Source organism: Sulfitobacter sp. SK012, assembly GCF_003352085.1.
Taxonomy (GTDB): Bacteria; Pseudomonadota; Alphaproteobacteria; order Rhodobacterales; family Rhodobacteraceae; genus Sulfitobacter.
In genome coordinates this window covers 3,165,241-3,187,949 of sequence record NZ_CP025804.1, presented here as the reverse complement: position 1 = coordinate 3,187,949, position 22,709 = coordinate 3,165,241, and the positions used below count along the sequence as shown (strand labels likewise).

General features: G+C 55.9%; 21 protein-coding genes and 1 pseudogene. 14 read left to right on the top strand and 8 right to left on the bottom strand.

Features of this window, described 5'->3' with window-relative positions:
* Window positions 1-328: 328 nt before the first annotated feature.
* Entirely contained in the window at window positions 329-1,300 is a 972-nt protein-coding gene (locus C1J03_RS15590) for a DMT family transporter (protein ID WP_114887427.1), read from the bottom strand.
* Window positions 1,301-1,692: 392 nt separating this feature from the next.
* The gene (locus C1J03_RS25365) at window positions 1,693-1,842 is read right to left on the bottom strand and encodes a hypothetical protein (protein ID WP_162798562.1); all 150 of its coding nucleotides are present in this window, start codon (window positions 1,840-1,842) and stop codon (window positions 1,693-1,695) included.
* 153 nt (window positions 1,843-1,995) lie between these two features.
* Between C1J03_RS25365 and dusA the strand changes: the two genes are divergently transcribed.
* The 4 genes from dusA (at window position 1,996) to C1J03_RS15565 (ending at window position 4,918) form a co-directional block, all read left to right on the top strand.
* A complete protein-coding gene (gene dusA, locus C1J03_RS15580) occupies window positions 1,996-2,958 on the top strand; it encodes a tRNA dihydrouridine(20/20a) synthase DusA (protein WP_254694278.1) in 963 nt (320 codons plus the stop codon).
* 37 nt (window positions 2,959-2,995) lie between these two features.
* Window positions 2,996-3,817, top strand: coding sequence for a sulfite exporter TauE/SafE family protein (locus C1J03_RS15575; protein ID WP_114887425.1), 822 nt, complete (start codon window positions 2,996-2,998; stop codon window positions 3,815-3,817).
* Window positions 3,814-4,572: a hypothetical protein gene (locus C1J03_RS15570; RefSeq protein ID WP_114887424.1), complete on the top strand. Its 759-nt coding sequence runs from the start codon at window positions 3,814-3,816 to the stop codon at window positions 4,570-4,572. The genes C1J03_RS15575 and C1J03_RS15570 overlap by 4 nt, the downstream gene beginning before the upstream one ends.
* Window positions 4,573-4,690: 118 nt before the next feature.
* The gene (locus tag C1J03_RS15565) at window positions 4,691-4,918 is read left to right on the top strand and encodes a hypothetical protein (protein WP_114887423.1); all 228 of its coding nucleotides are present in this window, start codon (window positions 4,691-4,693) and stop codon (window positions 4,916-4,918) included.
* On the opposite strand, the gene C1J03_RS15560 is transcribed toward C1J03_RS15565, so the two are convergent.
* The 3 genes from C1J03_RS15560 to ccmI are packed head-to-tail and all read right to left on the bottom strand — an operon-like array spanning window position 4,915 to window position 6,849.
* A complete protein-coding gene (locus C1J03_RS15560) occupies window positions 4,915-5,151 on the bottom strand; it encodes a DUF1289 domain-containing protein (protein ID WP_114887422.1) in 237 nt (78 codons plus the stop codon). The genes C1J03_RS15565 and C1J03_RS15560 overlap by 4 nt on opposite strands.
* The gene (gene ruvX / locus C1J03_RS15555) at window positions 5,141-5,635 is read right to left on the bottom strand and encodes a Holliday junction resolvase RuvX (protein WP_174234470.1); all 495 of its coding nucleotides are present in this window, start codon (window positions 5,633-5,635) and stop codon (window positions 5,141-5,143) included. Before ruvX ends, C1J03_RS15560 begins: the two co-directional genes overlap by 11 nt.
* Entirely contained in the window at window positions 5,632-6,849 is a 1,218-nt protein-coding gene (gene ccmI / locus C1J03_RS15550) for a c-type cytochrome biogenesis protein CcmI (protein WP_114889032.1), read from the bottom strand. The genes ruvX and ccmI overlap by 4 nt, the downstream gene beginning before the upstream one ends.
* Before the next feature lie 216 nt (window positions 6,850-7,065).
* On the opposite strand from ccmI, the gene C1J03_RS15540 reads away from it, so the two are divergent.
* From C1J03_RS15540 to C1J03_RS15510, 7 genes are all read left to right on the top strand, one after another.
* Window positions 7,066-8,310: a sarcosine oxidase subunit beta family protein gene (locus tag C1J03_RS15540; protein WP_114887420.1), complete on the top strand. Its 1,245-nt coding sequence runs from the start codon at window positions 7,066-7,068 to the stop codon at window positions 8,308-8,310.
* Window positions 8,310-8,699, top strand: a complete 390-nt coding sequence (locus C1J03_RS15535; protein ID WP_114887419.1) for a VOC family protein — start codon at window positions 8,310-8,312, stop codon at window positions 8,697-8,699. The genes C1J03_RS15540 and C1J03_RS15535 overlap by 1 nt, the downstream gene beginning before the upstream one ends.
* Window positions 8,693-9,025 (top strand): sarcosine oxidase subunit delta, encoded by a 333-nt coding sequence (locus C1J03_RS15530; protein ID WP_114887418.1) that lies wholly within the window; start codon window positions 8,693-8,695, stop codon window positions 9,023-9,025. Before C1J03_RS15535 ends, C1J03_RS15530 begins: the two co-directional genes overlap by 7 nt.
* Window positions 9,022-12,039, top strand: a complete 3,018-nt coding sequence (locus tag C1J03_RS15525) for a sarcosine oxidase subunit alpha family protein (protein WP_114887417.1) — start codon at window positions 9,022-9,024, stop codon at window positions 12,037-12,039. The genes C1J03_RS15530 and C1J03_RS15525 overlap by 4 nt, the downstream gene beginning before the upstream one ends.
* Complete coding sequence (locus C1J03_RS15520) at window positions 12,032-12,607, top strand: sarcosine oxidase subunit gamma (protein ID WP_114887416.1); 576 nt, start codon at window positions 12,032-12,034, stop codon at window positions 12,605-12,607. The genes C1J03_RS15525 and C1J03_RS15520 overlap by 8 nt, the downstream gene beginning before the upstream one ends.
* A gap of 87 nt (window positions 12,608-12,694) precedes the next feature.
* Window positions 12,695-13,132 carry a hypothetical protein gene (locus tag C1J03_RS15515; RefSeq protein WP_162798561.1) on the top strand — a complete coding sequence of 146 codons (438 nt, stop codon included), beginning with the start codon at window positions 12,695-12,697 and terminating at the stop codon, window positions 13,130-13,132.
* 98 nt (window positions 13,133-13,230) lie between these two features.
* Window positions 13,231-13,830, top strand: coding sequence for a superoxide dismutase (locus C1J03_RS15510; protein ID WP_114887414.1), 600 nt, complete (start codon window positions 13,231-13,233; stop codon window positions 13,828-13,830).
* Window positions 13,831-13,919: 89 nt separating this feature from the next.
* On the opposite strand, the gene C1J03_RS15505 is transcribed toward C1J03_RS15510, so the two are convergent.
* Complete coding sequence (locus C1J03_RS15505) at window positions 13,920-14,465, bottom strand: TIGR00730 family Rossman fold protein (RefSeq protein WP_114887413.1); 546 nt, start codon at window positions 14,463-14,465, stop codon at window positions 13,920-13,922.
* Between the two features lie 121 nt (window positions 14,466-14,586).
* On the opposite strand from C1J03_RS15505, the gene C1J03_RS15500 reads away from it, so the two are divergent.
* Both C1J03_RS15500 and C1J03_RS15495 read left to right on the top strand, forming a co-directional pair.
* Complete coding sequence (locus tag C1J03_RS15500; protein ID WP_114887412.1) at window positions 14,587-15,903, top strand: LysM peptidoglycan-binding domain-containing protein; 1,317 nt, start codon at window positions 14,587-14,589, stop codon at window positions 15,901-15,903.
* 92 nt (window positions 15,904-15,995) lie between these two features.
* Window positions 15,996-17,846 (top strand): ABCB family ABC transporter ATP-binding protein/permease, encoded by a 1,851-nt coding sequence (locus tag C1J03_RS15495; protein WP_114887411.1) that lies wholly within the window; start codon window positions 15,996-15,998, stop codon window positions 17,844-17,846.
* 504 nt (window positions 17,847-18,350) lie between these two features.
* Here C1J03_RS15495 and C1J03_RS15490 read toward each other — a convergent pair.
* Window positions 18,351-20,309, bottom strand: coding sequence for a calcium-binding protein (locus tag C1J03_RS15490; protein WP_162798560.1), 1,959 nt, complete (start codon window positions 20,307-20,309; stop codon window positions 18,351-18,353).
* Between the two features lie 556 nt (window positions 20,310-20,865).
* Here C1J03_RS15490 and C1J03_RS25780 point away from each other — a divergent pair.
* Window positions 20,866-21,169: pseudogene (locus C1J03_RS25780) on the top strand (transposase); the annotation flags it as partial.
* A gap of 469 nt (window positions 21,170-21,638) precedes the next feature.
* On the opposite strand, the gene C1J03_RS15475 reads toward C1J03_RS25780, so the two are convergent.
* Window positions 21,639-22,688 (bottom strand): hypothetical protein, encoded by a 1,050-nt coding sequence (locus tag C1J03_RS15475; RefSeq protein ID WP_162798558.1) that lies wholly within the window; start codon window positions 22,686-22,688, stop codon window positions 21,639-21,641.
* Window positions 22,689-22,709 lie beyond the last annotated feature (21 nt).

Sequence of the window (22,709 nt, the reverse complement as noted above, 5' to 3'; positions counted from 1 at the left end):
CGTCTTTGGCTGCAAAGAACACTAAAGTCGCCTTTAGGTCGAAAGAGAACTGCGGGCTGCAACGGCGGTCGACGGCTTTGCCCGCAGAGCAGACCATGGCCCATCCCGCACCGGATGGCAGCTCTTGCCTTTAGAAGCGTTGGGCGAAGGCAGGTCCACTGGCAACGGTTTCCGCATCAACACAGCCCGCAGATTTGAAGATCTACAATGTGTGTGCTGACCGACTGAATCCATCGCTTCTGGTATTAGGTGGGGTTACCCTCCTCTCGCAGCAAGCGGTTTCTTTTATTAAGAATAGATCGTACCTTCGAACTGTCTAAGCAAACATTTAGACTTTCTTGCGCCTGCGTCGAAGGATGATGCCAACATGTAAGCCCGCCGGCAGGCCAATTCGAGTACGCGTCTTGAGAACAGGTCTATTCTTGGAGACATCGCCTGTGGCTTCGCGTTTTAGAATGTAAAATCCCGATAGCGCAATTATGGCCGTTCCCAAGTAGGTTTGCCAGACGGGGTACTCACCGAAAAAGAGCGCGCCAAAAAGTGCAGCCCAAACGATCTGGGAGTATTGCATCGGTGCCACGGTCATCGCGTCACCGCGTGTATACGCAGCTACAAGGAAGGCCATGGCCAGCAGGACAAGTGCCGCAACCACCGCAAATTGTCCCAAGTCCGCAATCGGCACTTCCACATAAACGAAAGGCAGGATGGCAGCTGTCAGAACAAGATTCGCCATCATCGGATAGAGGATCATCACGACACCTCTTTCTTCGTGCCCGATTTTCCGAACGATTATTGAGTTAAGTGCCCCCGTGACAGCAGCCATGAGCGCCGCGAGATGCCCACCGCTCATGGGAACTGCGCCGGGACGCAATACCACCATAACTCCGATCAGGCCAAAGAGAATGGCGAGGCCGCGCCGAAGTCGAACGGTCTCTCCGAGCATTGGGATAGCCAAAATAGTAATAATCAACGGCGACGCAAATATGATTGCGTAAACTTGAGAAAGAGCCAGTTGGCTGAAAGCATAGAATGCACAGACAGCTGAAGTGGCACCGCTGACACTGCGCAAGGCGATCCACCATGGGTGCACCGGGCGCAGCGTACCAGGCTTTTGGTCGCTCATCAGAACAAGGGTGATCAAAGGGAAACTGAGAAGGGCGCTAAAAAACACAATTTGAAATGGCGAATAGGTTGCGCCAAGTTGTTTGACGACCACATCAGAAAAGGAAAACACTGCAAAAGCCCCTAGGCCAAACAGTGCTCCGATGTTGTTTGCTGAAAATGAAACTAGGCGCGCCATGAAAAACCTGCATTGGAGTTGTTTCGAGGCTTATATCACTTGATGGCCAGTTCAAAAGATCGATAGCCACGCTCATCCTGCATGACTGCATTGCACTTGGCGCAAACAATTTACCGAGGTGACTCAAAGACCAGTTCCGGCGGCAATGATCGATCATCCCACGAGCGCTTCTTACCAGCTTAACCCAAGGTGGCATCGAACCGCGCAAAATCGACGATGGAATTGGTAGTCAAACTTGTCACATCTATCGCTGCAACATTAGGCAGCTTGATGCTCCTGAGCACTTGAGTTTTGGTTTTTCTGATTTCCTTGTTCTGACGCGCCAAGTAGAGATCAACCAACTCACAGATTGTAGTTTTATTGCCAGAGTTCAAAGTACCAGCGGCATAATCTCATTCACCCCTTTTTGCCCAGGCCTTTGCTGTCGCCTCCCGCTCGAACGTTGCGCTTTTTGTGAAGACTACCTTGCCGCCTTTCTTCTTGATGATCTTGGCTCTATAGCGTGCGCCAGACTTGCGTTCGATCCGAACGATAGCTGCCATAACTGCTTTGCTCTTAAAGTATGCCTATGGATGGAAATGGGATAAAACGTTGATAAATATGATAGAAATATCAACCTTAAAGGGTAAGCGGTCGTGACATTAGTGGCGTCTAAGGCATTGATAAATAAAGCATCCCGGCTTTCCGTAGCCCCAATGATGGACTGGACGGATCGTCATTGCAGGTTCCTGCACCGGCAGCTGTCCCAACACACATTGCTTTATACTGAAATGGTGACGGCCCCGGCGCTTGTGCGCGGCGGTGCGTTGCATTTGCTGGACTATAACGCGGACGAGCATCCCGTGGCCTTGCAGCTGGGGGGCTCTGACCCTGCTGAGTTGGCAGAGGCCACGAGGATCGGCGCTGAGGCCGGCTATGATGAGATTAACCTGAATGTGGGGTGCCCGTCGGACCGGGTCCAGTCGGGGTGCTTTGGTGCTGTGTTGATGCGCGATCCTGCGCTGGTGGCACGTTGCGTGCGGGCGATGCAGGCGGCAAGCCCGGTTGAGATCACCGTGAAATGCCGCATCGGTGTTGACGATCAGATCCCCCAAGAAACGCTGCCAGAGTTTTTGTCGCAGATGGTTGGGGCAGGGATCGAGCGGGTGGCGATCCACGCCCGGATGGCTTGGCTACAAGGGCTTAGCCCAAAGGAAAATCGCGATATTCCACCGCTCGATTATGATCTGGTGCAGCAGATGAAGGGGCTCTTTCCGAATTTGCACATCTCAATCAACGGCGGGATTACGACGCTGGCGCAGGCCAATGGGTTTCTGGACGCAGGCCTTGATGGTGTCATGGTTGGGCGCGCCGCTTACCATACGCCAGCAGATGTTTTATGCGAGGCCGACGCCCAGATTTATGGTGCCACAACGGTGTCGCGACCCGAGGACGCAGTGCGCGCCATGCTGCCCTATATAGATGCGCATTTGGACAATGGGGGCCGGCTTAACCAAATCACGCGACACATGATGGGGCTCTTCGCGGGGCGTCCCGGTGCGCGTGCGTGGCGTCGACAGCTGTCCGAAGGTGCCGCCAAAACTGGCGCAAATTCGGAGATGGTGCGGACCGCTCTGGAAGATATCGAAGCACTGGCGGGCACTCTGCAAGAAGTGTAGCACGAGGTCAGACGCCCACATCAGAAAGATAACGCACATGTTCGATACCACATTGCTTGTCCAGATGGCTGCGATGCTGCTGGTGATCGGGGCCTTTGCGGGCGTGCTTGCAGGCCTGCTTGGCGTCGGCGGCGGCATCATTTTGGTTCCCGCATTCTTTTACGCATTTCAAACTCTGGGCTATGACGGTCCGCAATTGATGCAGATGTGTCTGGCGACATCGCTTGCAACGATCATCGTGACATCGCTGCGTTCCGTTCATGCCCATAACAAAAAGGGCGCGGTGGATTGGGATATCTTGCGCGCTTGGGCCCCGGGTATCGTGATCGGTGCCATTATCGGCGTTTTTCTGGTCGCCCAACTGCGGTCCTCAACCTTGCAGGCAATCTTTGGCGTGCTGGCGTTGATCGTGGGGTTGTATATGGGGTTCGGCCGCTCCGAATGGCGGCTGGGCCAAATGATGCCTAAAGGGATGCGCCGCGCGGCATTGTCGCCTGCGGTCGGATTTCTTAGCGTGTTGATGGGGATTGGCGGAGGCAGTTTTGGCGTACCCCTGATGACACTTTACAACACTCCCATTCACCGCGCTGTAGCCACGGCTGCGGGTTTTGGCGTGCTGATTGCCGTACCAGCGGTGATCGGTTTCTTGATGGTTGATATGGACGCAGGTCGGCCACCCTTTACGCTGGGTGCCGTCAATCTAGTAGCTTTTACCCTGATCATCGCGATGACGTTGATCACCGCACCGTTGGGCGCACGTTTGGCACATGCAATGGATCCCAAACCGCTCAAGCGTGTGTTCGCAGTGTTTTTGGTGCTTGTGGCATTCAATATGCTGCGCAAGGCGTTGATGGCGTGACGTCTCAGAACGGCTACCAGCTGTTCAAGCAAGAAGACGGCGTTGCGCGTTGGGCTGATGCGGCCCGCCAGCATACCGCCACACTCGTGCGAGACCGCAGTATACGCTCGGCCAACCTGCGGCATGGCGACACTTGGTTTGTCGGCGTCGATCTTTTGCCGACGACGGCGGATGGCAGCATTGATGGCGTGGCCTTGCCGGGGGCGTGGAGAGCGCATGTGCCGAAATTGCCATTGCACCGGGCACAGGTCTCAATCGTCTACCCGGGCTATCCCCAACAAGACCGGGATGAGACGGACGCAAATCACCGTTTCCGCGCAAACCGCGCCGCAGCTCATGTAGATGGTCTGTTGCCTGAAGGGCCCGAGCGCCGGCGTTTCGCCCGGGAATGGCACGCTTATATTTTGGCGCTGCCTCTTACCGATTGTCCCGCGTCCCCAGTGGTGGTCTGGCGCGGCAGTCACATCATCATGCAACGCGCATTGGTTGAGGCTTTTGGCCCGAACCCGTCACCCGATACCGACATTACGCAAGTCTATCAGGCGGCCCGGCGAGAGGTCTTTGAACAGTGCGAGAAAATTCGGCTCATTATGCGTCCGGGCGAAGCGGCGTTGCTGCACCGTTTCATTCTTCACGGCACTGAGCCGTGGGATCCGACCTGCAATTATTCAGACCCGGGTGGCAGGATGATTGCATTCTTCCGGCCTGAACTGCCGAGCTTTTCGGAGTGGTTAGCACCTGATGCGCACCTGTAGCCGTTTCGCAACGACGCACAATGATCATGCTCCTGACACATTGTCGTCAAAAGCTGAATGTAGCTAACATCGTATTAACCGCACGAAGAGGCGGCGTTTATAACTTTTGAGGCAGCAGATGAAACAGATCATGACAGGTCCACACGGTATGTTCGCCTACCGCGCTAATGCACAATCAAAAGCGGGCATTTTTCCTGCGCTTGAACAACGCGCGCGCGACTTTATCAAAACCAACGTCTTGGCAGCGAATGGCAACGTGGCGGCTACGATTCATCTGCTCCCGCGTCGCAGCAGGGGCCGGGCCGCAGTTGCGTTGTTCGGCTACCCGATCAAGCGCGGAGCCTAAGACTTTTGCGCCAAACGGGCCGCACGTCCACCGCGGCGTTTGCCCAATAGACCTGCCCGCCCGGGCAATTCGTCCATGATTGCGCGCCGTAAATCCGGTGCCATCCGCGACCAAGCGCCAATCTCGTCAGTGCTTCGCATACATCCCGTACACAATCGCGTCTCCGGATGAATCACACATATCTTGATGCAGGGGCTTTCCACCTCGTCGCGTTTCCAGACCTCATCCGTCATCATTGTCTCCCTTGGCGCGCAGCACGCGCAGCCGGTCTAATACCCCTTGCAAGATATACCCCGCAGCGACGTGATCAATGACCTCCGCGCGACGTTTTCGGGTCGTGTCCGCCTCCAGCAGTGCTTTTTCAGCCGCAACCGTCGATAGGCGCTCGTCCCAAAACCCGATGGGCAATGTAGGGTGCAGGCGGTCAAAGTTACGGGCAAAAGCGCGTGTCGACTGACAGCGCGGACCTTCGGAGCCGTCCATATTGCGCGGCAACCCCAAGATGAGCCCGCCAATGTTACGACCTTCGATGATCTCGCTCAGGCGTGCGGCATCTAAGCCGAATTTGCGCCGACGCACTGTTTCTAGAGGGGTGGCGACCGACAGAAAGTTATCCGTTACCGCAACGCCAATGGTTTTTTCGCCAAGGTCCAGACCAATCAATGCGCGCATTGGCGGCAATGCACCGGCAAAATCTATAATATCGTCGAAGATCAATTGGCCACCCCTGCACGTTCGCCAGCCTGCTGGAGGATATCAAGCGCGCCTGCGTCGCCTGCAAACACGTCTACCGCGTTGGCGTGGATGGCGGCAGCACGGTCGGTCTCTCCCAAGACGCCAAGCGAGGTGATCAGGCGTGCCCAATCTTGCACCGGGCCGCCTTCGCGCGCCAATCGATCTGACAGGCCAGCAACCATCCCGCCAATCATCTCCATTCGGTCTTCTGGTGTCATATCGCTTGCGTTTTCAATATCTTCTGCTGATGGTCCAGAGCCTGCGCCAATCGCTGGCACCGAATAATTGACCCCTGCAAGTACAGCAGCTGATTCTATTTGCGTCAGGATTGGATTGATCCATGGGGCCTCTGGTGGTCCTTTGCGTAACAGCGCATCCCACAGGCGAAACGCTTGATCTGGCCGCCCGGTTTGCATCAACATCAGCCCAAGATAGTAGCGCGCTGTGCCATTTGTCGGATCCTGCACCAAGGTTTGGCGCAATGGAATCTCGGCCTGGGGCGACACATAACCGCCCGCGGCGAGAATCAGCAACTCGCCAAGGCTGGCGACGTCAGCGACCAGGGCCGCATCCCCCTTTATGCGCAAAACGGCCGTCTGCGCTTTGGCTGCGGCACTGAAATTACCCACACGCGCCTCTTGCTCTGCGAGCAATTCATGCCCTTGTAGATCGTCGGGTCGCTGCGCCACGGCTTCTCGTAACTGATTGAGCAGGCGGCTGTGCTGTGGTGTTAAGCCTTCAGGCTGTGTCCAAGCGGGCAGGCTGGCCTCAGCAACCGCTTGGTCCGGCCGATTGCGCCGAAGATCTTCGGCAAACGCAATGCGGTCCTTTAGGGCCATATCGCCATAACCGGGTGCACCAAGCCGCATGTAAAGACCCGCAGACCCCAGAACCAGCGCGCAAATCAGCAAGATGGGCATCCATGGACGTGCGTCTCTTTGGGCCTTGGCATCTTGAACGGCAGCATCAGCCGCCAGCAAACGCCGCGCAACTTCGGCCCGCACACGCTCTGCCTCTGCCGCTTGTAAAACGCCGCGTGCCACGTCCCGTTCAACCTCGGCAAGCTGCGCGCGGTAGACAGACACGTCTGATGCATCGCGCGCAGGCAGCGCCCGCCCGGCACCGCGCAACACTGCGCGCCCCAACACGGCAGCGACCATAAAACCGATCAACGTGACACTTGACCAAAAGCTCAGCAAAAGATGAATTCCCTCATACACCCGATCTAACCTGCCAAGGGCATCTGCAAAAGGGTCGAATTGCCGCTTTTGCTGCTTGTGACGTTCCCATTGCGGCACATGTCGTAAAATTGATAAGGAATGCCGCGGCTAGTATCCTCTTTTCTGACCGCTGGCGCATGAAGAACCGAACGCTTGCCATATTGTCGAATCCACGCCTTTGGGGGCCAAACCATGAAGAAATATTCTGTTTTTGCCGTTGCCCGCGAGGCTTTGCGTCATCACACGGGTTGGGAACGTGCTTGGCGCGATGCACAGCCTAAGAAGCATTATGATGCGATTATCATCGGGGCGGGGGGCCACGGGCTGGCCACGGCGTATTACTTAGGTAAAAATTTCGGCATCACCAATGTGGCGATCTTGGAAAAAGGTTGGCTGGGCGGCGGCAACACCGGGCGCAACACAACGATTATCCGCTCGAACTATCTGCAAGACCCGTCCGCCGCGATCTACGAGAAATCGCGCAGCCTGTACGAGACGATGAGCCAAGATCTGAACTATAACGTAATGTTCTCGCCGCGCGGTGTCATCATGCTGGCGCAAACCGAACATGAGGTGCGGGGTTACCAACGCACGGCCCATGCCAATGCGCTGCAAGGTGTCCCCACAGAATTCATCGGGCCAGAGAAGGTCAAGCAGCTGGTGCCGATCATCAACATTGATGGGCCGCGCTATCCTGTATTGGGCGGGCTTTGGCAGGCGCGGGGTGGCACAGCGCGCCATGATGCGGTTGCTTGGGGCTATGCACGTGCATGCTCTGACATGGGGATGGACGTGATCCAAAAATGCGAAGTTACCGGCATCCGGCAGGAAAACGGCAAGGTGACGGGCGTCAGCACAACACGCGGCGACATCGGATGTGACAAGCTGGGCATGGTCGTTGCTGGCCACTCAGGACAGTTGGCCGAAATGGCAGGCTTTCGTCTGCCAATCGAATCTGTAGCGCTGCAGGCACTTGTAAGTGAGCCGATCAAGCCCTGCATGGACGTGGTTGTCATGGCCAACACTGTGCACGGCTACATGAGCCAGTCTGACAAAGGCGAAATGGTTATCGGGGGCGGTACCGACGGCTACAACAACTACACCCAGCGCGGGTCCTTTCATCATATCGAAGAAACCGTGCGCGCCCTCATCGAGACCTTCCCAATGGTCTCGCGCCTCAAGATGCTGCGCCAATGGGGCGGGATTGTCGATGTGACGGGCGACCGTTCGCCCATTCTGTCAAAAACGCCTGTAGACGGTATTTTCATCAACTGCGGATGGGGCACCGGCGGGTTCAAGGCAATCCCTGGCTCTGGCTGGGCCATGGCCGAATTGATTGCAAAGGGCCACGCGCCGTTGACCGATGCCTTTGGGTTGGAACGGTTTTCCGAAGGGCGGTTCATCGATGAAAGCGTCGCGGCGGGGGTGGCCCACTGATGATTAAGGGCCTAAACCATCTGACCCTCGCAACAGGCAACCTTGAGCGCGGCGTGGCATTCTACCGCGATGTTCTGGGTCTGGAACTTGCCAAGCAGTGGGACGGCGGTGCCTATCTATCTGCCGGATCGCTTTGGCTGTGCCTGTCGCCGGATAAGGGCACTGCACCTTCATCAGATTACACGCATTTCGCTTTGGACGTTGATGAAAAAGACTTCGCCCCCATGAAAGATCGCATTCTGGCCGCAGATGCGGATCTGTGGAAAACGAACGGCTCTGAGGGGGCGTCATTGTACTTTTGCGACCCTGATGGCCACCAGCTCGAGCTGCATGTCGGCACCCTCGAAACCCGCCTTGCAGCGATGAACTTGGAGCCTGCACAATGCTAATTCTCCACTGCCCCAACTGTGACGTCACAGCCGAAGAATCCGAATTCCACGCTGGGGGCGAGGCACACTTGAAACGCTTTGGTCCCGGTGCATCTGACGCGGATTTGGAAGGCTATCTCTTTATGCGCCAAAACCCGAAGGGGGTGCATTTTGAACGCTGGCGGCACAATAACGGCTGCGGCAAGTGGTTCCATGTCGCGCGCTGCACCACTTCTTTGGAAGTGTTTGGCAGCTACGCGGCACAGACATTTGCACCGCCTGAAGAGCTGTTGAAAGAAATCGAGGCCAAACGTCCCGGCTGGTCGAAAAAGGAGCAGAGCGCATGAGCACACGCCTCGCCACCGGTGGCCGCCTTTTGAATAAGTCGCAGGCCGTTACATTCAAATTCAACGGTAAAACCTTGCGCGGATATGAGGGCGATACGCTTGCTTCTGCCTTGTTGGCCAATGATCAAATGATGATCGGCCGCTCGTTCAAATACCACCGTCCTCGTGGGCTGGTCGCGGCAGGTCCCGAAGAGCCCAATGGCTTGGTTAATCTTGGGATCGAAGGGCATTTCGAGCCCAACGCCCGTGTCACCACAACCGAGCTTTTTGACGGGCTGGAATCGGCAAGCCAGAACCACTGGCCCAGCCTTGAGTTCGACGTCGGCGCAATCAACACTCACCTCGCGCGGTTCTTGCCGGCGGGGTTCTACTATAAGATGTTCATCCATCCGCGTCCTTTGTGGAAGCATGTTTACGAGCCGATCATTCGCCATTCCGCGGGCCTCGGCAAAGCACCTAAAACGCGTGACGCCGACACTTACGAGCATTTCTATGCTTTTTGCGATGTGCTGGTTGCTGGCGGCGGCGTAGCAGGTCTTGAGGCGGCGCGTGCCGCAGCCAAAACCGGCGCGCGCGTCATCGTGATGGAGCAGACCGCCCATTGGGGCGGGCGCGGCCCTGTTGACGGCGGCACCATTGATGGCGCTCCTGTGGACACCTTCGTCGATGACATCGTGGCCGAATTGGCGGCGATGGAAAACGTCACGATGCGCACGCGCACCATGGCCTCGGGTATCTATGATCATGGCTATGTGCTGGGCTACGAACGCCTCACTGACCATTTGCCAACAGTTGACGGACCGCGCCACCGCCTTTGGCGTGTGCGCGCGAGCCATATCATCACGGCTACCGGTGCCATTGAACGCCCGATCAGCTTTGCGGGCAATGACATCCCGGGTGTTATGCTGGCCGGTGCCATGCGCGACTATGTGGTGAACTTTGGCGTCTCGGTCGGCGACCGAACCGTCATCGTGACCAACAATGACGATGCCTATCTTACGGCCGCTGCCTTGAAACACGCAGGTCTTGATGTTCCCGCTATTATAGATGCACGCGTATTGCCCCAAGATAGCGATGCCATGGCGCAGGCCGAAGCGCTGGGCATTCGGGTGTTGATGGGCCACGCGATTTCAAGCGTCAAAGGCGGCAAGCGCGTAACTGGCGTTGCGGTCTGTTCGCAAGCAGGCGAAGGCGCTGTCCTTGAAGAAATTAATTGCGACGCGGTTGCCATGTCGGGCGGTTGGTCGCCCGTGGTGCATTTGTGGTCGCACTGCGGTGGCAAGCTGATCTGGGACGCGGCCAAGGCCTGCTTTAGCCCCGATGTGGACAACCCGCCCAAAGGGGCTGACGGCCTTGGTTTCGTAACCGCGGCAGGTGCTGCGGCGGGTTTGTTTGCCCTTGATGAAGTGCTTACCGATGCGCATCTGGCGGCATGCGGTGTTGCGACAAGCCTCGGCTTCAAAACGCCAAAGAAATCTCTGGCACCACGGGCAGAGCTCATGGGGGAAGCACCACTCGCACCTGTGTGGATGATGCCGCAGGGTGCCGGGCACAAGCTGCGCGAAAAGGCGTGGCTGGATTATCAGAACGACGTCAAAGTCTCCGATGTGCGGCTGGCAGCCCAAGAAGGATTTGTCAGTGTTGAGCACGCCAAGCGTTACACCACGTTGGGCATGGCTACTGATCAGGGTAAGTTGAGCAACATCAACGGTTTGGCGACGCTTGCCGGCGCACTGAACGCAGATATTCCGGACGTCGGCACAACGACATTCAGACCCCCTTATCACCCCATTTCGATGGCCGCGATTGGCGGCGAAGCGCGCGACGAGGTGTTCCAACCCCTGCGCCGTACCCCGATGCATAATTGGCACGAGGCTCATGGTGCAAAGTGGGAGCCTGTGGGCCAATGGCGCCGTCCCTATGCGTATATACAGCAAGGCGAAACCACCCATGACGCAGTGATGCGCGAAGTGTCCAACACGCGGCAAAACATGGGCCTACTTGATGCATCGACCTTGGGCAAACTCATCGTCAAAGGGCCGGACGCAGGCAAATTCCTCGACATGCTCTATACCAACATGATGAGCACGCTGAAGCAGGGCAAATGTCGCTACGGCCTGATGTGTTCTGAAAACGGGTTTCTGATCGATGACGGCGTGGTTGCGCGGATCGATGACGACACGTGGCTGTGCCATACAACGACCGGCGGTGCTGAGAGCATCCATGGCCACATGGAAGAATGGCTGCAAACCGAATGGTGGGACTGGGACGTCTACGTCGCCAACGTCACCGAGCAATATGCGCAGGTCGCCGTTGTTGGCCCGAACGCCCGAAAGTGCCTTGAGAAACTGGGTGGGATGGACCTGTCCAAAGACGCGCTTGGCTTTATGGAATGGGCGGATGGCACGATTGCGGGCTTCAAGGTTCGGGTTTACCGCATCTCGTTCTCGGGCGAATTGAGCTATGAGATTGCGGTTGATGCCTCCCATGGTCAGGCGTTCTGGGACGCACTGATGGCTGCGGGCGATGATCTGGGCGTGATGCCATATGGCACGGAATGTCTGCACATTCTGCGCGCCGAGAAGGGCTTTATCATGATCGGGGACGAATCCGATGGCACGGTGATCCCGCAGGATCTTGGGCTGCATTGGGCGCTTTCTAAAAAGAAAGAAGACTACCTTGGCAAACGCGCACAGCAACGCTCCCATATGACCGACCCCACACGTTGGAAACTGGTTGGGCTTGAAACGATCGATGGGGCGACCTTGCCCGATGGTGCCTATGCCGTAGCGGATGGTACCAACGACAATGGCCAGCGCAACACCCAAGGGCGCGTGACTTCGAGTTATCATTCGCCGACGCTGGGCAAAGGGATCGCCATGGGACTTGTCCTCAATGGTCCGGATCGCATGGGGGAGGTCATCGATTTCCCTGGCCTTGATGGCAAAACCTACAGCGCCCGGATCGTCGACCCGGTCTTCTATGACAAAGAAGGGGAAAAGCAAAATGTCTGAGCCCGTCACCGCCCTAAAGAACGCCGCATACACCGCTGGAATCGCTGAAGTTTCTGAAGTTGGACCTGTTGGCATGATCACCCTTCGTGGCGATCTGAACGCGTCTCACATTCGTAAATCTGCAACGAGCATTGCAAGTGTAGATTTCCCCGAGCAACGTCACTGCAATTCGGTGGACGAGCGTGGAATCGCGTGGATGTCACCTGACGAATTGCTTGTGATGTGCCCCTACGTCGAGGTGCCAGCAGCGCTTGAGAAGATCAACAAAGCAGTCGAAAAGCACCACGCACTGGCGGCCAATGTTTCGGATGCACGCGCGGTATTTCAGGTCTCGGGCCCGCATGCCCGCGAGGTGATGGCCAAGCTTTGCCCCGTCGATTTGCATCCCGGCAGCTTTACGCCCGGCATGTTTCGCCGAACCCGCATGGCGCAGGTCCCGGCGGCGTTTTGGATGCGCGATGCGCAGACCTTTCAAGTGATCTGCTTTCGGTCAGTTGGGCAATACGTCTTTGATCTGCTCAAGATTGCGGCGCAGCCCACATCGGAGGTCGGTGTTTTTCCACAATAGCGGGTATACCGCTCAATTTAAGGTTGCGCATCGGGTTTTGCATGTTAGCTAAGTCGCTCAATAATTTGAGTGAAATGGAATGCTGACATGCCTAGTTTAATGATGACCGTCCGTAATTTGATCGTGGGGGCCGTGTTGGCCATTGGGTTTGGCGGAGCCGTTGCGGCCGCGCCGGGCGATATCCTTTATGACTGTACGATGGTCCAGCTGAAAAAGAACGGTGGTTGGATTTCTCAAAAGGTCGGGATCATCATGCAGGGCGAAAATGAGGTCAAGGTCGTTGACGCGGTTATCCTCCATTTCGCCAAAGAACCAATCGAGGGTACGGTTGTGCGCAACAATGCCAAACGCTTGATCGTGAAATGGGAAGTTAGAGGGGCAAGAGGCGGCGGTACTAGCCTTGAAAGCGTTGATTTTCGCGCCTCGATCGGCAAAAAGACAGGTAGAATACAATTATCGGCTCTCGCGTCGGGCTTTGACTTCGGTCCGAACGGCACGGGCAAATGCACGCCACGGACCCAATAGGGGGAACCTGCCGGTTTCCCGGACGTTGTGATCTTGACGACACCGTTCATCGCGCTTCATGTGGTGTATATGTAATTCAAACTCAGGAGGCCTCTATCATGGCATTCGAACTTCCCGATCTTCCCTATGCTCACGATGCGCTTGCGGCCAAAGGCATGTCCGCCGAAACGCTCGAGTTTCATCACGACAAACATCACAACGCCTATGTCACCAACGGCAACATTGCGATTGAGGGCACCGAATGGGCAGGAAAATCTCTCGAAGAGATCATCAAGGGCACTTATAATGCCACGTCCGTCGCGCAGAACGGCATTTTCAACAACATCAGCCAACTTTGGAACCATAACCAGTTCTGGGAAATGATGAGCCCGAACACATCTGCAATGCCAGGTGAGCTGGAAAAAGCGATTACTGAGTGCTTTGGTTCTGTTGATAAGTTCAAAGACGAATTCAAAGCCGCCGGCGCAGGCCAGTTCGGCTCTGGTTGGGCTTGGTTGGTCAAAGACACCGATAGCGGCTTGAAGGTCACCAAAACTGAAAACGGCGTGAACCCCGTTTGCTTTGGTCAAACAACACTCTTGGGTTGCGATGTTTGGGAGCATTCCTATTACATCGATTACCGCAACGCGCGCCCCGGCTACTTGTCGAACTTCCTCGACAATTTGGTGAACTGGGAGAACGTCGCTTCGCGGATGTAGTTACTTATATTTGAGTGCCTTACGCCCCGTAGTTGATTCTGCGGGGCGTTTGCATTTTCAGCGCAATGTTGCGCCGTAAGATATTGTATTTATGTGGTTTTGAGCGCTGAAACTGCAGATGCGGCATCTGGGACGAATTTGAGATACCCCAGCAGGCTTTGATCGGCAAAACCTCGCGTGACAACATGCTCCAGCATGTTGATCAGCGGATCCCAGTAGCCGTTCGTGTTCACCACAAATACCGGCTTTTCATGGAGGCCAAGCTGGCGCCACGTCAGCACTTCGAACAATTCATCCAGCGACCCGGCACCGCCCGGCAAAACCACAACAGCGTCGCAATTCATGAACATAACCTTTTTGCGCTCATGCATGGTTTCGGTCACGATATAACTGGTCAGGTCGGTTTTGCCGACTTCCCACGCCACCAGATGCGCAGGGATAACGCCAAACGTGTCGCCGCCTGCCTCTTGTGCCGCCCGCGCGACAGAACCCATTAGCCCCACATCGCCCGCGCCGTAGACCAGCCGCCAGTCATTCGCAGCTATCTCGCGCCCCAATGTTTCGGCATCGACCGTAAAAGCAGGATCATCGCCCGTACGAGAACCACAAAAGACGCAGACGGATTTAATTGGCATTTCAGGTCTCCAGACACGGGGGCGGGGGGTGAGTTGATATGGCGTGTTTTGACCGGTCATACCGCGCTTGCTACATAGGCTCAACAGGGCCACATTGGCGCGCACGGGGGGACGTATTAATATGGATCAGAAAAATCAGGTGCTAAGCGGCAATGGCGGTGCAATTGCGTCCGCAGTTTTGCTGGTTGCCGTGCTGGCAGGTGGGATTTGGTACACTGTTCGCCCGACGCCTGAGTTGGCCGCTGTCGCTGTTGCGCCAATGGCTGCTGCAGAACCCGAAGTAAATACGGGTGCAGAAGCTGAGATTACAGATCAGCCAGCCGAGCAGGCTGTTGTTGAAGACACGCAAGCTGATCCTGAAGAACCGCAGATTGCAGCCGAGCAAGGCGCTGTCGACCCCGCCAGCCCTAGCTTTGACGAATTACGCCGCGAGCCCGACGGGACATCGGTGATCGCAGGCCGCGCAGAGCCAGGCAGCACCGTGACTGTGTTGGTTGACGGCGAAGAGGTCACGTCGACCCAAGCGGACGCATCCGGCAGCTTTGCTGCTCTTGCGACCGTTCCACCCGATGACAGCCCACATGTGATCACGCTGTCGGCTGAGATTGCAGGCCAAGCCACCGCGTCCGTCGAAGAGATGATCGTGGCTCCGTTGACCGTGCCTGATGCGCAGACCCCGCCTGAGGGAGCACCTGAGGTGCAGACGCAACCTGTTGCCGTCGCAGTCGCGGAACCAGAAGCCTCCGTGGAGCAAGTAGAAGCCGAAGCTGAAGCAGTAGCGGAACCTAAACCTGAGCCTAAGCTTGCGGCTGAAACCCCCGTTGCCGAGGCGGAAATTGAAGTAGCCGATGCTGTGCAATCCCCTGAACCGGTCGACGTTTCAGACGCTGTTTCCGAAACACCCGCACCCGTGGCCATTCTCAAGTCTGACGCTGATGGCGTTACGCTGGCACAAGGTTCGGCCCCTGATGTGATGAAAAACGTGGCCCTCGACACGATCGGCTACGGCGACGCGGGCGAAGTGCAGCTGTCAGGCCGCGCGCAATCTGAAGCAACGCAGGTTCGTGTCTATCTCGACAATAACGCAATCATCGACTTGGCCGTGGGTGCAGACGGGCGTTGGAGGGGCGCGCTGCCGGATGTGGACGAGGGTATTTATACCTTGCGCGTGGATGAGGTGACCGCCGAAGGGGAGGTCAGCAGCCGAGTGGAAACACCGTTCAAACGCGAATCTGCTGCCGTCCTGGCCCAAGCAACCGCAGGCGAGGATGGTCCGATCAAAGCGATCACCGTGCAAAAGGGGGCCACCCTTTGGGCCATAGCACGTGACCGTTACGGTGACGGGACGCTGTATGTGCGCGTGTTCGAAGCCAATGCCACAGCGATCCGTGATCCTGATCTGATTTACCCCGGTCAGGTGTTCGACCTGCCGAACTGATCTAAATGCCCTAACCTAATGAAATGGCCGCTTTGACTGGCATCCTTGCCCTGCGCCACCTATGTAGTTGAGTCTACCATTAGGACGTTCGAATGCCCGCAGATACCACCGCGCCAGCTGCTCCTCAGGGGGCGCAAAAGCCTCCCCCCAGCGATGACGACATCGCCAACGCAGTTGAAATGCAATCGTCCATGCGCGTGTTGCGCAAGGTCGCGCCGTATCTGTGGCCCGATGACATGCCATGGGTCCGCAAACGCGTAGTCTGGGCGATGATCGCATTGATCGTGTCCAAACTGATCACGGTTTCCACGCCATTCTTTTACAAAGACGCTGTTGATGCGTTGTCAAAAGAAGGCGTGCCAATGCTTGCGTTGGGTGCGGTTGGTCTGACTGTGGCGTATGGCATGGCGCGGCTGATGGGGGTCGGGTTTCAACAAATCCGTGACGCCATTTTTGCCCGTGTGGGGCAGCGCGCCCTGCGTATGCTGGCGCTTGAGACGTTCGAACACATCCACCGGCTGTCGATGCGCTACCACATCACACGCAAGACAGGCGGTCTAAGCCGGATCATTGAGCGGGGCGTCAAAGGCGTTGATTTCCTGCTTCGCTTTTTGCTCTTTTCCATCGGGCCTCTCATCCTTGAGTTGATGATGATTGGGGTGATCCTGACGATCCTTTTTGACGTCTGGTACCTCGTGGTCGTGGCCATCACCATCGCGCTATATGTCTGGTTCACCTTTGCCGTGACTGAATGGCGCGTAAAGCTGCGTCGACAGATGAACGACCAAGATACCGACGCCAATCAAAAGGCGATCGATAGTCTGTTGAACTATGAGACGGTCAAATACTTCGGGGCCGAGGCCCGCGAGGCCGGCCGCTACGACGCGGCAATGGCAGGCTACGAAGAAGCAGCGATCAAGACCAACTACTCCCTCGCTTTCCTCAATTTCGGTCAATCCGTGATCATCACTGCGGGGCTTGTGTCGGTTATGGTTATGGCCGCCATTGGTGTGCAAAACGGAACGCTGACTGTGGGCGATTTCGTGATGGTCAACGCATATATGGTGCAAATCTCAATACCGCTGAATTTCTTAGGGACGGTCTACCGCGAAATCCGCCAGGCGCTGGTTGATATGGGGCAGATGTTTGATCTGCTGGAACAGCCCGCTGAAATCACCGACATCGCCAACGCACCGGCGCTGAATGTGACTGGTGGGCGCGTTGAATTGGACAACGTGCATTTTGGCTATGACCCAGACCGCAAGATCCTAAAAGGTGTGTCGCTGGTGGCTGAACCGGGTGAAATGGTGGCCATTGTCGGGTCAACGGGATCAGGCAAATCCACCATTGGCCGTTTGCTGTTCCGGTTTTATGACGTTCAAAGCGGTGCCTTGCGGATCGACGGACAAGATGTTCGTGAGGTGTCGCAAAACTCATTGCACAAGATGATCGGCGTGGTGCCGCAAGATACCGTCCTGTTTAACGACACCATCGGCTACAACATCGCCTATGGACGCGACGGCGCAACGCAGGCGGAGGTCGAAGACGCGGCGCGTGCAGCTCAAATCCACGATTTCATTGTGTCATTGCCGGACGGGTACGACACAGCTGTGGGCGAACGGGGCCTTAAGCTGTCGGGGGGCGAAAAGCAGCGGGTAGGCATCGCACGGACTTTGCTGAAGGATCCGCCAATCTTGTTGTTGGACGAAGCGACATCCGCGCTCGACAGCGAGACGGAACATGAAATCCAAGACGCGCTGATGCAAGCGGGCAAGGGGCGAACGGTCATCACAATCGCGCACCGGCTAAGTACGATTGCCGAAGCGGACCGCATTGTCGTGCTTGAAAAAGGCGAAGTTGTTGAGCAGGGATCCCATGAGGCGCTGCTGGCAAAAGACGGACGTTATGCCCAGTTGTGGCATCGTCAGGAGTCCGAGGAATAACACATTTATCGTTTATAATTATCAAATATTGTAAGGGTCGACCCAAAAAATTTCTCCAGGTTGATGACATGGCAAAGGATGGTGAACAGCCAAAGCTAGCCAAAAGCCCACAAGGCGTGGACATATTTACCGGCTGCGTCAAATCAAGAAAATTTTGCTATTGACGGCCAAGCGGCTCGCATCGCGTCAAAGAGATAACCAAGGGTAGGTTCGAAGTGTCTGATAGAGGCGCAGGGCACATTGTTTTAAATACTCTCGATAGACGATCCCGATCCGCAGGATTATCAGCCTGGGTCCATTGACAGCTTCGTCAATCTCTCGGACATGCAGCCATAATCTGACGTCGTTTTATAGTAGCACAGGCTGTCCATCGATTGATGCTGAATTGCTAACCCGCATGTTGTTAGTTGGGTATCCGAAACACGCCCCGGTCGATGGCTGGATATTTAGAAATCTAAGACACGTGGCCCGAGCTTTTCCTAGAACCGTATTATACTGATAGTGTCAGAAGATGAAATCGTCCGCATCCAAGGTACCAGAACCGATGCCCGCTAGCGTCATAGTATTCCCCAATCCGTCGTCAATCACCGCGTTGACCGCTCCCGAGAGGTGATTGCCTTGCAGATCGGCAAACCCGATGATCGAGGCCACACCTGACAGATCAATCTGGTCTCCTGCATAGAAGCCGATCACTTGGTCTGTCCCGGACGAAAATACCAGCGTGTCGGCATCTCGACCACCGCGCAGGGTGTCATTACCTCTGCCGCCGTTCAGCAGGTCGTTTCCGGTGCCGCCGTTCAGCAGGTCGTTTCCAGCGCCGCCCCAAAGTTCGTCATTGCCTGCACCGCCGCCGACCTGGTCGTTTCCCGACCCAGAGCCGACGGTGTCGTTACCTGCACTTCCATAGGCTAAGTCGTTCCCAGCAGCAGCCCAGATTTCGTCATCGCCGGTTGCCCCAAAAATCGTGTCATTGCCATTTGCAGTATAAATCGCGTCGTTGCCGACCCCCGCCCAGATCATGTCACTGCCTGCACCGCTGCGGACCTGGTCATTTCCCGAGCCAGAGCCGACGGTGTCGTTACCGGCACCTCCATATAAAGTGTCGTTTCCAGCGCCGCCCCAAAGTTCGTCATTGCCTGCACCGCTGCGGACCTGGTCATTTCCCGAGCCAGAGCCGACGGTGTCGTTACCGGCACCTCCATATAAAGTGTCGTTTCCAGCGCCGCCCCAAAGTTCGTCATTGCCTGCACCGCCGCCGACCTGGTCGTTTCCCAACCCAGAGCTGATGGTGTCGTTACCGGCACCTCCATATAACGTGTCGTTGCCAGCGCCACTATAGAACTCATCGTCGCTCCGATCTCCGGCAAAAATAATGTTGTCTGCCGTACCAACCAGAACGCTTTGAATCCTTGCACCGCCGCTGCCACCAATAGGCTCATCCGTCGGCTGTTCGTCGCCTGAAGAGCCCACAGCCGTACTAGGTTCAGTCGGCGTTAGAGGTTCCAGTTCTACGGTCGGGTAATTGTCACTAGGCCCGTACGCAACGATGTTGTCTTCCTGAATGAGCCCATCAAGCGCATCACGAGGATAGACACCAAAATCAAATTCCTTGTCAACAAGGCCTAACTGCTGCCATTCCTCTTTAGCTGAGGTTGTGGCCTCGAGTTGGAAGTGTGTGGACCCCGACGTGTCAGTAATGAACCAGCCGAATTCCTTCATGGCGACCATGATGACACGGAGACTGGCTAACGTAACTTGCGGAATGTCACTTGGCAGGCTGGCCAGATGCGCGTCGATTTCGGCATAGGATACGTTGAGTGCAAAACGAGTGCCTTCGGGAATGCCGTCAGGACGAACACCCGGGTATTCAATTTTAGTTGCAGGAGCGGCAAATTCGCTTCCGCTGGTGTTGCGGATCGGCATAGAAAGCGCGTGTTCGATGCGGCCCTGCTCAACCTCTTCGGGTCGTACAAGCATGGCTAGGTAGGGTATCCCGGCACCTCTGGATGGTTCGAAACCGACTTCTCTTTCGAAATAGTTGTCTGAACCGCCCCAACCGGAAACAAGATTGCCGTTTGTTACATGAACTTTTTCACCATCAAAAGAGGCTTGAAAAAGATCCCATTCACGTCCCGTTGAAGGATCAAGAATAATTATCTGAGCATCCGAACCTGGGGCGGCCTTCCACGAGGGATCGAATGGGATTTCGGTTCCGCCCAAGTTGCCCCACCCATTGCGGTCGACCACCTCGAAAAAAGGAGTGCTCGAGGTGACCTCGTATACTGGGTAGGTGTATTCAACATTGTTGATGTTGAAGTTGCGTAGAGGTCTGTCCGTCGAGGAATCGTTCCATAGAAGGCTTGCCAGATCGTCACTGTTTTCATCGATCGACAGGTTTTCAACAGAGATATTCCAAGGCGCATTTGGACCAAATGGACGTGTATAATCAATGACATTTTGCATAGAAGTTCTTTCCATCTTTTTTTCGTTAGTCCAGCTCCGCGAAATGGAACCGTAAATAGCATGGGATGATCAGACATCAGCAGCCGATATGGTTAATTAATCGGGCGAAAATAAGGTTTGATTTGGGCAGCCTGCATTTTGGGCTGGTATTGGCCGGTGTCTTGCAGTTCTTTGCCTGTGGAAGCTATCAAAGAGGGGGAAAAACAGCTGATCAAGGATATGGGGTGTGAGCGGCGGATTTCGGCACATACCTCAGAGGCTGTTCTCGTTCCAGACTTTTGGTTCGCTGGAGTTGAGAACAGAATCACCAAGAACTCTTGCTTACCCGCGTCTGATATGTCTGACGTTGGCGCAACTATGGGCCTAAAACGCGATTTCAGGGGCTGGAATAATGGCGCGGTGCTTGATAACTAAAAATTTCTTGGCTCTACTTTAAACGCTGGTAACCATGCGTTTGCAGCCGCGAAGCGGCTTTGCAGCGCAAATATTCTTGTGCTTGGGATTCACGTCGTCAATCCGTCTTGGTAGCTTGTGCCTGTGAGCAAAACTACCCCCGATTTCCCACACGAGAAACTGGCCTGAGTACAACGAGGTCCTGAAACAACCGAGGTCACTGACCATTTGATTCAGCCCAGAGGCCAGGTGGAATGCTATGCTGGCGGGCAAGCGGGCCCGCCATCCACGCTACAGCGATCCAAGCCAGACTCATTTTGTAAATGCTGTTTGAAATGCCATTGAGGCAGACAATGGGCCTTGTGAGGAGCCTGTTGAAGTTGATCGACCTTGACTGGGAGGTCCCTGACTTCAGCACGTTAGGTCGACGTCAAAAAAAGCTGCCGGTTGTTGTCCTGTATCAGGGCTTGTCTTATGTTTTCCCCATCGATCTGCAAAGATTGAGCCATTGCCCACCAAGTCAATTTTGGCGGGCAATGGTGGCGGCTGGATCGGTATGGGCTTGGTCGTAAGGGACCGTGTTTGAGTATGGTCAGCCGCCGTCTTCGCATGAGGCCTGAATGGATACGCAAGCCATGGGCTTGCATGACAAGCATAGGACATGACGATGATAATGTGACGTACTTTGCTTCAGGCAGACGCGAAGTTTGCGGAAATCGGTTAACCTTTTAGTCTCAGCTCTTAACCGTTTCTACCAAGAGCGCTGCCCCTACCGCGGCCAGAATTTCAAGGATTACTGCACTGTAGCTCTCACCGAGTGGGCCCAACTTTTTTAGCCTATTTATGGGCGGTTGGCCGAAGAGTGAGGCTGTTTCGCATTCGTTTTCGAGCGCCCCTCTGATGCAGCGCTCGCACCGAGGCACGCGCTTAGAGGCCTCAGCCTCGGGTATAATAATTACTGGGAGCAATAGCATAGACCCTATCACGTGTAATCAGGCCGTCGAGCAGATCACGCGGGAAGACCCGGGCGTTGGACCCAGTTTGCGACAGGCCAAGTAGATACCAATCACCCGCGGCGCTGACGTTGGCCTCGAACTGGAAACTTGCGCTTCCAGCGTTGTCGGTGACGAACCAGCCGTAATCGCGCAGTGCTCTGGCGATCACGACGGCAGCATGACGCAACTGTGGGGTGAAATCGCGCTGACGGCTCACCCAAGTCTGAATGTCCTTCTCTGTGACATCGATGGCAAACCGCATGCCGATCGGAATGCCGCCCCTGCCAGTGGCGTTCTCGAGCTTTGTTGCCGGGGCCACAAAAGTCCTGCCACTGGGGTTCGACACTGGCATGGACAAGGCATGTGCGATGCGGCCGCCAGCTATTTCTTCGGGTCGCACCAGCATGGCGAGATAGGGTATGCCGATGCCACGAGACGGCGGGTAGCCCTTCGTGCGGCTCCGATAATCGCCCGGCACAAGGTTACCGTTTGTTGCGTGCAGCGTCGAGCCGCGCACCTTGACCTGAAAGAGGTTCCATTCGCGTCCGTTTGCCGCGTCGAGTATGATCACCTGCCTGTCGTTACCTGGTGCCGGCGTCCAGGTTGCGTTCCAAGGGATGCGTTTGCCGTCGAGGTTGCCGCTCCACTTTGTCCTGACATTGATCACGCCTGTGGCTTCTACGGCGTGATACACGGGGTAAGTGTAGGCGTCGAAACTGAGATTGAAGTTTCCCTCGCGGTTGGGAGATTTCAGCCATAGCAGATCGGAGGCCTTGCGTGATTCTTTAAGACGGGGCAGGCCGTTGACCTTTATGTTCCAGGGTGCCGTGCCACCATAGGGGCGTCGGTATCGCCTGACGCGCTTCTTGAAATCCTCAATTTGTTTTTTTAACGATGGAGTGTCGACACCCGCAAGGCTCTGCCCTGCCGTGAAGGGATAGATCAGCCAGGACAATCCGAGCATTCCAAAGCTGCGTCTTTTCATTTTCATTCGCAATTCTTCTACCAGGTT